Source organism: Sphingorhabdus lutea (genome assembly GCF_001889025.1).
Classification (GTDB): Bacteria; Pseudomonadota; Alphaproteobacteria; order Sphingomonadales; family Sphingomonadaceae; genus Sphingorhabdus_B; species Sphingorhabdus_B lutea.
On record NZ_CP018154.1, the window covers coordinates 712,715 to 725,855 of the forward strand.

Consider the following 13,141-nt stretch of genomic DNA (forward strand, 5'->3'; position numbering starts at 1 on the left):
ATTTTTTGGAACCGATGCGCCCATATATTGGCGGAAAGCTTGTTGCATTTCCTGCAGCTGCAAATGTCATGAATCCAGCAAATAATGAAATAATAGGTGCAATTGGGCTTGCTGATCTTGCATTAACACAGCAAGCTTTGGAGGCCGCAGAGGCTGCTTTCCCGACATGGTCAGATATAGCGGTTAATGAACGTGCGCAGTGGATGCATAAATTGCGCGACGCGATTATCCAAAATGAGGAAAAACTGCGTCATTATGTCCATATTGAAATGGGTAAGCCATGGGCGGCGACAGCTGATGATTATCAGATGCTGGTTGATAGTTTAGAATATTATGCTGCTGAAATTCAAAATATTAAGGAAGAATATATTGATGATAGTGCAGGCACGCATAGCCATGTGATTAGCAGAGAGCCAGTAGGTGTTGTTGCAGCATTTTTGGCGTGGAATTTCCCATTGTTAAATTTAGCATATAAGCTTGGTCCTGCAATGGCGGCGGGATGCCCCATTGTCATAAAACCATCATTGCAAACGCCTTTATCAACCTATGCTGTTGGTGAATTATGTGCGGAAATTGGCCTTCCTGATGGTGCGGTAAATATTATTTGCGGTAGTGATGCCGCTATTGGCGATGCTATTTCTGCCTCCCCCATACCGCAAATGCTCACCTTAATAGGTTCAACACAAACAGGGAAGCATGTGATACGAACGGGGGCGACAAGTATAAAGCGTTATTCGATGGAATTGGGCGGAGATGCACCGGTTTTAGTGTTTGAAGATGCGGATTTGGATAATGCGGCGGATGTTATTTGTGCGTTAAAATTTGGCAATAGTGGCCAAATTTGCGTGGCGCCAAATCGGGTCTATGCACATTCCACCATCGCAGAAAAATTGACGCAGAAAATTGTCGAGCGAGCCGAAAATATAAAGGTAGGATTTGATAAAGAAGCTGACATAAATATGGGGCCTCTTATCGATCAAAAAGCATGGGCTCGGATTGACGGGTTGGTAAAGGATGCGGTTTCACGAGGCGCGTCTTTATTAGCTGGCGGGGGGTATCCCGATGGTTTGGAACAGGGCAGCTTTTATGCGCCAACTGTCATAAGTGGTGTAACCAAAGAAATGCAATTGGGCGTAGAGGAAGTCTTTGGTCCAATTATTAGCATGATGCAGCCTTTTGAAGATGAAGTGGCAATATTATGCGCGGCAAATGACACAGATGCCGGATTAACTGCATATGTTTTTACAAGCGATAGTGAAAGAGCAGATCGATGCGCGCGGGCGCTACGTTTTGGTGAGGTGCAAATAAATGGCGTTCGTTATGCCATTAACCTGCCGCATGTGGGGATAAAGCAATCGGGCATTGGCGTGGATTGTTCGCATTTAGCGTTGGACGATTATTTGGTCACAAAGCGCGTGTCACGCGCATTAAATATTAAGGGCGGGGGCGCATGAATATTTCTGATTTAGATCATATTAAGGCGTCAAAGATATTGGGTAATGGCAATGCGTCACGTAATGGCGGGCCTAAAATTGCCCAGATACGTAGCCATGTTTTGCAATATGAATTGGATGAAGAGCTTGGCTATTCCCAGCAATATTATACCAAAAGAACGGCGCACTTAATCGAAGTTATCACCGAAGATGGTATATCGGGTTGGGGTGAGAGCTTTGGTGGAAATAATGTGGCGCTGGCCAATAAAGTAATTGTGGAGCGTGTTATCCAACCCATGATTTTGGGGATGGATGTGTTGGACCGTGAAGTGATATGGCATAAAGCGTATAATCTTTTGCGCGATCATGGGCAAAAAGGAATGCCGATACAGGCATTGTCCGGTATTGATATCGCTCTGTGGGATTTGGCCGGTAAATATCATAATTTGCCAGTTTATAAATTATTGGGCGGCGCATTTAGAAAAGAAATCCCCGTTTATGGCTATGGCATGATGCTGCAACAAGTGCCCGATTTGGCAGAACGATTTGCCGCTGAAAGTGCCGCAATTGTCGATGCTGGATTTAGTGCCATGAAAATGAAAATTGGGCTTGGCGTTAAAGAAGATGTGAAGCTTGTGGAGGCTGTTCGTCATTCCATCGGCGCGGATATTGGATTGATGGTCGATGCCAATCATGCCTATACTACGCGCGAGGCCATCCCCCTTGGGCGGGAGTTTGAGCGGCTTGGCATTAATTGGTTTGAAGAGCCCGTCGCGCCAGAGGATCATGCCGGATATCGCGCCTTATGTCAGGCTTTGGACATAAATATTGCCGGCGGTGAAGCAGAATTCACCTCATTTGGTTTCCGCGATTTAATCGCTGGGCATTGTGTTGATATATTACAGCCAGAGGTGTGCGCGCTGGGCGGTATTACCGAATATTTAAAAGTTTTGGCATTGGCGCGGGCGCATTTTGTGCCTGTGGTTAATCATGTTTGGGGTTCGGCAGTGGCGGTCGGCACAAATTTGCATTTGCTTGCCGCTTTACCAGATTTCCCTGGGGCTGCTCATCCGGTTCAACCCATGTTGGAATATGACACAACGCCCAATAAATTCCGTGAAGAATTGTTGCAAAAACCATTAAATATTTTGGAGCAAGTGAAAAATAATGGAGGCAAGGTTGCATTGCCAACTGGCCCAGGACTTGGTGTAGATCCGGATCCTGACTTTATCAAATTTTATTCGGTCGAGCTGTAATGGCCTTTACAATGGAACAGATAAGCATCGACCATAATGTCGTAAAAATATTATCTCGGCAATTAAAGCATGTCATTTGCGAGCAGGGATTGGTCAAAAAATAATCAATAAAAGTAAATTGAAAAATGGATTGGATTAAGAGGAGGAGTAAATGATGAAAAATAATAGATTAAAAAGAAATCAGCATAATCTAGTTAATGGGTTATTATGTGCATCTTCCATGGTGGCAATGATGACATTTTCTGCAACCGCTTATGCGCAGGATCAGTCATCACAAGATAATAATGAGCAAAGTGCAGAGGTGGCCGAACCCGCACCAGAAAATGAAATTATTGTTACCGGCTTCCGTAAATCTTTGGCGGATGCTTTGAATGAAAAGCGCAATTCAGGTAATATTGTTGACGGCATTAACGCCGAAGATATTGGTAAATCAGCTGACCAAAATATTGCAGAGGCTTTGCAACGTGTTCCTGGTGTTTCGATTGACAGGTCCAATGGCGAAGGTTCAACCATTACGGTTCGCGGTGTGGATGCCAATTTAAACGAAGTATCCTTAAACGGTGTTACGGTGACCAATGCAGCCGGTGACGTTCGCAATGGAAATTCGGGACAAGCTGTGGATTTCAGCGCCTTTTCATCAGATATTTTATCACGTGTTGAAATTGCCAAAACAGCAAGCGCGGATGACAATGAAGGCAGCCTTGGTGCGGCAATTAAATTACAGACATTTAAGCCTTTGGGTATAAAGAAAAATCGCCGCATTTTTGAGTTGCAGGCACGTTATTCCCCCTTTGCAGATACAAATGGCAACGGCGTTCGTAATGATATATTTCATGGCGATTACCGTGCCAATTTGGCTTTGTCGCAAAAATTATTTAACGATAGCTTAGGTATTTCGATTGTTGCGACATCGGAGCGTACTTCAGGGCGGGCGGACACAATAAATATACCGCGATATGAAGCGACAAATAATATAGCTGATCCATTCCCCAATGCGACTGCGCCCTTAATTTCTGGTGGATTAACCGATATAAATACGGGGCAATTGGTATTCAGTCCGCGTACAACGGGTGGGGCAATTATTCCTGAACAACAATTACGTGTCTTGTTGCCATTTGAATTGGCCTATGATCAAAATTATTTCTCCACCCTACGCAATAATGTAAGTGGGTCAATTCAATGGAAGCCGGGCGATAATACCGATATTCAAATTGACGGGACATATACCCATGTGAACCGCGTAAATGATAGGTCGCAATTGGCCATTCGTGCCGCGCCAGAATTTTTCCCATTGTGGCAAGGCACGGAAAATTTTTATGACCCAGATAATTCCACCCTATTAAATTATCGCTCCACTTCATTGGGAATTGGCCCTGGCAGTGCCCGCAACCCAGGTTATATCCGTACTGTCGAAGAACGGGAGGATACTGATGAGGATACATATGTATTGGGTTTCGATGCCGAGCATCGGATGGGTGAATTCACATTTAACCTGCATGGGGGCCATTCAAAAAGTAAAGGCCGCGACAATGATTATACTTACGCGACTTCGCAAATTGAAAATCAGGCATTGGCTGGCCCATTAAGTTTTGACAATGGCTTTAACGGTTTTGATAATCGGCCCGGATTGACCAAAGGTTTTGATTGTGTATCGGGTGGTCTATGTTCCATTTTCTTAAGCGATACAGTGCCCAATAGAACACAGGGCGGAACAAATGGAGCAAATCCCAATTTAGCCATAGTTGATGATGGATTTGAATGGGATATTGGCAGTGTGAATTCACGAGACCGCGCCATTGATGATAAAGCATCAAGTGTGTTCTTCGATATTGATTGGGATCATCAATTTGGCCCAATTAAGAATTTCGAATTTGGTTTTAAATGGGACAAACGAAATCGTGAACAGCGCCAAACCAACAGCTTTTTGGATCGTTTCGCATTTAGCGACCCTCGTGCCAGTATTTTGCCCTTTGTCTTGACGCGTGAAACATCGCTTCGTGATGGATTTGGCGAAAAATTGGGGTTGGCGCGTGATAATATCACCGATGGTATTTTTAGATTTGATCCCATTGCCCTGCGCACGGCGTTACAGCAACAACGCGGCGATGCAGGTGTAACTTCGCCTGATCTTCGTGATTTTCGCGATTTAACATTGGAGGTATATGGCGGCTATGCCTTGGCCAATTTTGAAATGGCAGAGGGCCGTATATTTGGTGACATTGGCGGGCGTTGGGTCAAAACCAATGTTGATGTAAATGGTGGTGCATTGGCCACGCCAAGCTTGCTTCAATTTACCACAAGGCCTGAAAATTTGGCATTTTTTGGATATTTTGGCGCAGGAAACCCAGGGAATACGGCCACTTTGGCACAAGCACAGGCGCAAATTGCGGCCATTTTAGGCAATGATTTGGTGGACAGAAATAATCCCGCCTATGTCGCGCCAACTGGCGTGTCTGTCTCTGACAAGAATAGCTATAGTAATTTCTTGCCTTCGTTAAATGTTAACTGGTTTGCGACGGATAATTTAGTTGTTCGTTTCGCCACATCACGCACGATGGCCCGTCCTAATATTGACAGGTTGCGTCCCAATTTCCTATTTACGGAAAACACTTTCTCAAACTCTTTTGCAAGTGGCGGCAACCCATATTTGAAACCATTTACATCGACAAATCTGGATCTGTCTTTTGAATGGTATTTTGACAAAAATTCAATTTTATCGGTGGCATTCTTTAACAAAAGCCTGAAAGATGCAGAGCGCAGTGTATCACAAACTTTTTATATCCGGGATATTCGTGATATTTTTTATGATGCAAATGGTATCGCCATTACTGACCCAGCACAATATGGTGCGGCAATAGGGCAGGCTGGCTTCATTCCAAGCCAATCAAGCCTATTATTACCCTATACCCCCAATGCACAACCATTGGACATTTGTTTGCCCAACCGGGTTTTGGATTTATCATTGCAAGTACCGTTACAGGAATGTGAAGCGGTTCAGTTTAACCAACCTGTTAATGCGGGTAGCGCATATGTGCGCGGTGTAGAGGTTTCATTCCAGCATAGTTTTGATTATTTACCCGGTTTGTTAAGCGGATTTGGTGTCGCCATGAATTACACCTATTCCGATTCACAGGTGAAAGAGCAAACCATAACGGATGCGCTTGGCAATGCGTTGACTTTCCGCGCGGCGCCTTTGCCCAACACTTCAAAGCATACATTTAATGGAACAGCATTTTATGAAAAGGGCGGATTGCAACTTCGTGCTGCATATAATTGGCGCTCTGACTTCCTAAGATCATCTGCACCTGAACAAGGGGGCACGCGCCGTTATAGCGAAGGATTTGGCTCTTTAGATCTGTCAGGAGGAATTGATATTACAAAAAGCCTATCATTTAATTTCCAAGCCGTGAATTTATTGGACAATGTGCGGCGTGATTATGCGGTATTAGAGGTCGATCAAGCGGTGCCAAATGCGATTGCTGGTGAACCTCTTGGATTGGGATCTGCGCCAAATAGCCGCACATTATTAGTCCAAAATACGGGCCGTATTTTCCGTGCTGGTTTCAGGCTGCAATTTTAATATTAACATGGGCGGGCGTATAAGCGCCTGCCCATATTTCCATCCCTGGAGTAAGGGGGTGATTTGAGGAGGCTTTCATGAGAAAATTTTGTTCGAAAATGACCGAATGTGCAGTAACAATGACATTATTGGGGTGCGCTGCGGCTTTTATCTCTCCTGCCGCGGCGCAAACATCAAGTGGAGCAGGAAAAGGGTCAGCATTTCTTGCTCAGGCAGATGTTAATTCCGACGGCCTTTTATCGCTTGATGAATTTATATTGTTCCAAGGCGAAGGTGAGATGCAGCGGCGCGACCGGAATAAAGATAATATATTGTCCAAGGCGGAATGGATTGGCGAAGGCGCGGCGGATAGTTTTTATCAAATATCTTTTGATAAATTTAATGCCAATGGCGATGATATTTTCAGTGCAGATGAAATAGTCGATGTTTTTACATGGGCATTTGGAAATCGCGATAGCAATAAGGATGGTTTTTTGTCGCCCGCAGAAGCGCCAAAAACATTATTACGCGGTAATTAAAATAATGATTGCAACGGCATTAATTTTTTGATGGCCAGGCCGAGGGGCATGATATGAAGAATAAATTTTCAATTTGGTTTGGTGTTGTAATATCGGCAAGTTTAATCGCCGCATGCATGGTTGCGCCAGTTGAAAGTGCCGCGACCAATATTTCGAAGGATAAGGCCAAAAAACCTAATATCATTGTCATTTTGACCGATGATCAGGGCTATGCCGATGTGGGGTTTAACGGAAGTAGGGATATTCCCACACCCAATATTGACCGAATTGCCAATGAAGGTGTCCGTTTTGAGCGTGGCTATGTCACTTTTCCAGTATGCGGGCCAAGCCGTGCAGGATTATTAACAGGGCGATACCAATCCAGATTTGGTTTCGATTTAAATCCAAGTGAGAACCCCCTTGATCCAAAGGCGGGGTTACCGGCGAGTGAAAAAACCATTGCCTCAATATTAAAGCCAGCAGGTTATAAAAGCTCCATTATCGGTAAATGGCATATGGGCAATCATAAAGATTTTCACCCAATGGATAGAGGTTTTGATGAATTTTTCGGTTTTCAAAATGGTGGACATAATTATTTTGCGGAACGTTTCCGTGATATAAAAATGGAAGATACGCAAAATACCGGACAACAATATAATTCATTATTGGTGCGAAATCGCAACAGCGTGGAAACAAAGGGATATTTAACCGATATTTTATCCGATGAAGCGGTTGATTTTGTTGCTCGCAAAAAAGACGAGCCATTTTTCCTATATCTAGCATATAATGCGCCACATGTGCCCATGCATGCGAGCCAAAAATATTTGGACCGTTTTGACCATATAAAGGACCCACAGCGTAAAACCTATGCCGCAATGATTAGCGCGGTTGACGATGGCGTGGGCAAATTATTGAATAAATTGGATGAGCTTAACCTGGCCGAAGATACGATTATATTCTTTTTGTCGGACAATGGCGGGCCGCAGGCAAAGGCAAAAAATGGGTCTGTAAATTTACCTCTGCGTGGCGGTAAAGGTGATGTCTTCGAAGGGGGCGTTCGCGTGCCATTTGCCATGCGATGGACCGGCACCATATCGGCGGGCATTGTTTATCCTCACCCTGTTAGTTCATTAGATATTTTGGCAACAGCAGTAGGCGTTAACAATATAAATATGGCGCGAAATAATCCATTGGACGGAGTGAACCTTATCCCATTTTTATTGGATAAAAATTTCACGAAACAACCCCATGAAACATTATTTTGGCGGTATCGCAGCGCCGACCGAAACAGCTATAGCTTTGGTAGGATTGCTGCATTGCAGGGTGATGATAAATATCTGCAAATCGAAAAGAATAAAATGCTGTACAATGTGCGCCAAGATATAAGTGAGCAGCATAATCTTTTTGGAAATGATAAGAAAAAAGCGGCCGAGTTAGAAGCCAAATATTTAAAATGGCACAAAGAGATGAGCGATTTGCAAATCTCCATTTTCAATGAATGGCCAATTGGCAGCACAGAATGAGAATTTTTGCGGGCAATGAAGGTTGCGGATTATGAAAATAACAAATTATATTAAAATGAATGTGGCTATGCTGGCATTATTGGGTGGGCATTTGTTTGTCGCCAAGACTGATATCGCCGTTTCAAAAGTGGCCGCCGCTACAAAAATAGAAGCGGTAAGCGCCAAAGCCAAAATAAATAATATTCAAAATAATAAAGCGCAGCATAAGGCAAAGCCCAATATCCTCATTTTATTTTTTGATGATATGCGCTTTGATAGTTTTTCCTATCGCGGCGGTCCGGTGCCGACACCCAATATTGATGCTCTTGCGGCGGCTTCAACACGTTTTGATATGGCCATGACAACGACGGGACTTTGTTCACCTTCGCGTGCGGCTTTGTTTACCGGCAGGTGGGGACATCGCACCGGATTGGATGATAATGTCGAATTATGGCATTCGCGTTTAAGTGAACTTGACCCAAATCAAGGTGGAATTATTCGCCGTGCCAAGGATGCAGGATATTATATTGGATATGTCGGTAAATGGCATTTGGGCGCAAATGGCCCACAAAAACGCGGCGCCGATTTTATCGGTGCGTTTGAAAAAGACGATAAGGAGGCAGTGCGGCCATTTACACCAGATTCGGATTTAGAGCAGGTTCGAGGATATATTGCCGGAAAGCGTGATGCCAATGGCGAAAAACATCAATATTATGAAACCCTACCCGGTACATATGAAGATACAATAACCAGCGAAAAAGTACGATCCGGGCAAGAGTTTTTGCATCTTGCCGCTAAAAAGAAAGAACCTTTTTTTGGGGTAATCAGCTTTCAACAACCCCATCCGCCCTATCGCGTACCTGAACCTTATGCCAGCATGTTTGACCCGGATAAGGTGACTTTGCCAGTAAATCATATGGCGGCACGCGTGGATACGCCCCTGTCACAGGAATATCCCTATTGGCCATGGCATGATGTGTCGCATATGAATGAGGATGATTGGCGCAAAGCAAGAGCCCATTATTATGGCGCAATTGCCATGATTGACCATGCAGTTGGTCAGATTATAGAAACAGCAAAAAAAGAAGGCGTCTATGATGATTTGCACATAATTTTATTGGGCGATCAGGGCAGCATGATTGGTGAGCATGGCCTATATGATAAGGCGGCCTATGCCTATGATGAATTGATGCGTATCCCATTATTGGTGCGCGACCCAGATATCGCGCCGCGCATTGTGAACCGTCATGTGTCGTTGATGGATATACCCGCCACCATGTCAGAATGGATGGGGTTGGCTGCCGATGGTGAAAGCGATGGGCGTTCATTAACCCCCTTAATGAAAAGGGGGGATGTTGCGCTGTCGGATGAAGAGGATAGAGCCTTTTATGCCTATGAATGGTATAATGGTGCATGGTTTGGCCTGCGCGCAATTCGCACAAAACAATATAAATATGTGTGGAATCCAGGTGACAAAAATGATGAACTTTATGATTTAATCAATGATCCAGGTGAAATGACCAATTTGGCACCAAATTCGGCGTATAAAGAACAGATAAGGAATTTGCGCGGGCAATTATTGGATCATTTACGCGCGGTTCATGACCCCTCCGCCGGTCGTTTAGAAAAATTAATTGCAAGGACCGGTGGTTAAAATGGAAAATTCTCATCTTAAAAATGATCCCATTATATTTGATGATCGAATTTGCGGCCTTGGTGAAGGGCCATTATGGCACCCGTTAAGGCAGACATTATATTGGGTGGACATCCCCAATCGTGCAGTGATGAGCAAAAATAGCCAGTGCGATTCCATTATTAATTTTGATGAAATGGTTTCCGCTTTAGGCTGGATTGATGCTGATCATTTGATGTTGGCCACCGAAACCGGCCTATATAAAATGCATGTTGATGGCGGCCCGCGCCAGATTATCTGTCCGGTGGAGGCCGATACACCAACCAATCGCAGCAATGATGGACGGACCGATCCATGGGGTGGTTTTTGGATTGGCACGATGGGCAAATCAGCAGAGGCCGGCGCGGGCTCTATTTACCGTTGGTATAAAGGGGAACTGCGCATTGTAACCAAAAATATGACTGTCACCAATGGCATTTGTTTCGACAGGCCGCGACAACGTGCCTATTTTGTCGATTCTGCACGGCAGATTATGTTTTTTGTGATGCTGAACAGTGACGGGTGGCCAGTTGGCGAACCAAAAATATTTATGGATTTATCCGAAGAAAATCAAACAATTGATGGCGCGATAACCGACTTAGATGGTAATATATGGGCGGCAATGTGGGAAGATGGAGAGGTGGCGCAATTTTCCCCCGAGGGTAAGCGACTTTCAACGTTAAAAACCTTTGCACCGCGAACCACTTGTCCCGCATTTGGCGGGCCAGATGGCACAGATTTATACGTTACCACCGCGTCCGTCGGCTTGAAAAAAACACCCGCATTGCACGTGCCGCATGGCGCGACTTTATTATTTAAAAATGTCGTCAAAGGGGCATTAGAGCCAAGGATTTTATTGCATGATTAAGTTGAAAAACCATTTGATAAAAATGCTTAGTTGTCTGGCATATCTGTCCATGATGGGAACGCCCGCAATAGCCAAAAATGACTCTAAAGCCATGCTTCCCGCATCGGATCAGGATAATTCTGATGGCTGGGTTTTGAATGAAGAAGTTAGCGATGAATTTAATGGGACCGAGATTGATCGCGATAAATGGCATGTTGAGGGATATGAAGGGCAATATCACCATTGGAAAGGGCGCGCACCATCGCAATTTGCGGGGCATAATGCCTATTTAAAGGATGGAAAATTGAATATCCGGACGCAGTGGGAGCCGGATTTTAAATTTGCTTCTGATAAACCGGGCGGGGTTGCATATGGCGATCCATTGCCCGTCACAACAGCAGCGGTGATTGGTAAAAAACGTTTCCTAAATGGATATATGGAGGCACGAACAAAGGCCGGAAATGCGTCGATGACCAGTGCATTTTGGGCGCTGGGCTATCAATCCGAATTGGATGTGTATGAACAAATTGGTAACCCAAAAAATAAAAAGGGTAATATCCGCGAAACCCATTATACTTCGGCAATTCATGATTGGCGTCCTAATCGATATGAGGCGCAATTTGGTAAAAATAAAACCTTTACCAACACATATGATATGGGCGTGCGGGTGGCCGATGATTTCCATATTTATGGGGTGGAATGGAATGAAGATTATCTTAAATTCTATTTAGATGGTAAATTAACCAAAGAAATATCACGCCGCGAAATTGGCGATGGATGGGTGCTATCAAACCCCATGGCCATTTGGTTTGATTCCGAAATTTTTGAATGGCTGGGTAATCCGCACAAGGAAGAATTACCCGCAATTTATGAAATTGACTATGTTCGAATTTGGCAAAAACGCGATGCTAATATGGTTGATAAGGCTTTGTTCGGATTTGAAGGGCCGATTGTGCCAGATGACTTTATTACGGATGTTTCAACCGATGTGGCCCGCCGGAAAAAAGGCGATGCCTTGCAAAATTGGAATATAGGCAAGGTAGAGAGTAAATTTTTCTCATTAGATCAAAATAGATATTTTAATGGATATCGCAGTTTGAAAATTCAAACAAAAGGCCCGCTTCCTTCGCCTGTTGTTACAATGTCTAGCCCCAAGGCAGCGGTTGCAGTGCCAAAGGGAAGGTATAGAATTACGATGCGTGTTTGGGTTCAGCCCGGCTCTACTCTATCGGCCATTGGGCTGGGCCTGCCGCAAGGAAAAGTGGGTGAAATAATAACCAGCCCCATCCATATTTCCGCGATTGAGAAAGGCCGCTGGATTGAGGTGGCGCAGACTTTTGAAAAGAAAAATGATGCAAGCCCAGACGATGTTTTTACGGTCTCTATAATGAATAAGGATGTTGGGGACGGCACATCGGAAATATATTTGGACGATATAATCATACGCACAATAGGACCTTAACAGTTAATATGATGATATTAAATGCCAATTTTTAGAATTAAAATGTAAGTTAAAGTTGCAAAGAGGTGATAAGATGTTTAGAAATATATTATGAGTGAAATGCTATTTTACGACCTGAAGCAAACATCAAATATGACGTTGAGCATGCCCGCGCAAATGGCGCGGGAGCTTGGCCGCCGTATTGTTGCAGGCACGATTGCAGTTGGCTCTTTATTGGAAGATGAAAATTCCCTTGCGGAACGGTTTAAGGTCAGCAGGGTTGTTGTTCGTGAAGCGGTAAAAATATTGGTGGGCAAGGGTCTGTTGGATGTGCGCCGCGGTATTGGCACCAGGGTGAAACCACGCGACCGTTGGATTTTATTGGACGATGATGTGCTTGCATGGCATCTCTCCGCTCCGCCAAAGCGTGAATTTCTTGCTCAATTGCTGGAAATACGTTTGGGGATGGAGCCAAAGGCATCGCGTTGGGCGGCGGAACGTGCGACTAAAGCGGATTTAGAGGAAATTTCTATCGCTTTGGACCGGATGGAGGCTGAGCAGGGTTCGACCGAACAATTTATTATTGCCGATGCATTATTTCACAAGGCGGTATTGCGGGCGGCACATAATGAATTTCTCTCTGCGATGGAGGGTGTGATATATTCAGCCCTTTTAATCAGCGTGCGGATTACCAATAAAGATCCGCGTGAAAATGGCGCATCCATTCCATTTCACAGGGATGTTTTTGAAGCAATTGCCTCGGGCGATGGAGCAAAAGCTGAGCAGCTAACTGAAAATCTACTAAATGATGCCAGACGGCGCTTGCAGCTTGAACTTGGTCAGGATGCTTTGGTCTAATCTGGCCAAATTGCACCACCATTTTTAATATTTATTCCAATATATTGGAGTTATC

Annotated in this window: 9 protein-coding genes; all 9 read left to right on the forward strand. The window is 44.4% G+C overall.

From position 1 onward, the window contains the following. Positions 1-68 precede the first annotated feature (68 nt). Complete coding sequence (locus tag LPB140_RS03510; RefSeq protein WP_198024162.1) at positions 69-1,454, forward strand: aldehyde dehydrogenase family protein; 1,386 nt, start codon at positions 69-71, stop codon at positions 1,452-1,454. After that, positions 1,451-2,689, forward strand: coding sequence for a mandelate racemase/muconate lactonizing enzyme family protein (locus LPB140_RS03515; protein ID WP_083549922.1), 1,239 nt, complete (start codon positions 1,451-1,453; stop codon positions 2,687-2,689). Before LPB140_RS03510 ends, LPB140_RS03515 begins: the two co-directional genes overlap by 4 nt. A gap of 151 nt (positions 2,690-2,840) precedes the next feature. Beyond that, entirely contained in the window at positions 2,841-6,269 is a 3,429-nt protein-coding gene (locus LPB140_RS03520; RefSeq protein WP_072558681.1) for a TonB-dependent receptor, read from the forward strand. A gap of 77 nt (positions 6,270-6,346) precedes the next feature. Further along, positions 6,347-6,787, forward strand: coding sequence for a CREC-EF hand family protein (locus tag LPB140_RS03525; RefSeq protein WP_156874118.1), 441 nt, complete (start codon positions 6,347-6,349; stop codon positions 6,785-6,787). A gap of 53 nt (positions 6,788-6,840) precedes the next feature. Further along, a complete protein-coding gene (locus LPB140_RS03530; protein ID WP_083549924.1) occupies positions 6,841-8,289 on the forward strand; it encodes a sulfatase-like hydrolase/transferase in 1,449 nt (482 codons plus the stop codon). 31 nt (positions 8,290-8,320) lie between these two features. Then, entirely contained in the window at positions 8,321-9,922 is a 1,602-nt protein-coding gene (locus tag LPB140_RS03535; protein WP_198024163.1) for a sulfatase-like hydrolase/transferase, read from the forward strand. A 1-nt stretch (position 9,923) separates the two neighbouring features. Further along, the gene (locus LPB140_RS03540; RefSeq protein WP_072558684.1) at positions 9,924-10,808 is read left to right on the forward strand and encodes an SMP-30/gluconolactonase/LRE family protein; all 885 of its coding nucleotides are present in this window, start codon (positions 9,924-9,926) and stop codon (positions 10,806-10,808) included. Between the two features lie 49 nt (positions 10,809-10,857). Continuing rightward, on the forward strand, positions 10,858-12,249 hold the full coding sequence (locus LPB140_RS03545; protein ID WP_198024164.1) for a family 16 glycosylhydrolase: 1,392 nt from the start codon (positions 10,858-10,860) through the stop codon (positions 12,247-12,249). 90 nt (positions 12,250-12,339) lie between these two features. Then, positions 12,340-13,086, forward strand: a complete 747-nt coding sequence (locus tag LPB140_RS03550; RefSeq protein ID WP_072558685.1) for a FadR/GntR family transcriptional regulator — start codon at positions 12,340-12,342, stop codon at positions 13,084-13,086. The last annotated feature ends 55 nt before the right edge of the window (positions 13,087-13,141 follow it).

Coding starts and splice junctions, on each gene's coding strand:
- LPB140_RS03550 (WP_072558685.1), top strand. CDS start 12,340: ATGAGTGAAATGCTATTTTACGACCTGAAGCAAACATCAAATATGACG.
- LPB140_RS03530 (WP_083549924.1), top strand. CDS start 6,841: ATGAAGAATAAATTTTCAATTTGGTTTGGTGTTGTAATATCGGCAAGT.
- LPB140_RS03510 (WP_198024162.1), top strand. CDS start 69: ATGAATCCAGCAAATAATGAAATAATAGGTGCAATTGGGCTTGCTGAT.
- LPB140_RS03520 (WP_072558681.1), top strand. CDS start 2,841: ATGATGAAAAATAATAGATTAAAAAGAAATCAGCATAATCTAGTTAAT.
- LPB140_RS03540 (WP_072558684.1), top strand. CDS start 9,924: ATGGAAAATTCTCATCTTAAAAATGATCCCATTATATTTGATGATCGA.
- LPB140_RS03515 (WP_083549922.1), top strand. CDS start 1,451: ATGAATATTTCTGATTTAGATCATATTAAGGCGTCAAAGATATTGGGT.
- LPB140_RS03525 (WP_156874118.1), top strand. CDS start 6,347: ATGAGAAAATTTTGTTCGAAAATGACCGAATGTGCAGTAACAATGACA.
- LPB140_RS03545 (WP_198024164.1), top strand. CDS start 10,858: ATGATGGGAACGCCCGCAATAGCCAAAAATGACTCTAAAGCCATGCTT.
- LPB140_RS03535 (WP_198024163.1), top strand. CDS start 8,321: ATGAAAATAACAAATTATATTAAAATGAATGTGGCTATGCTGGCATTA.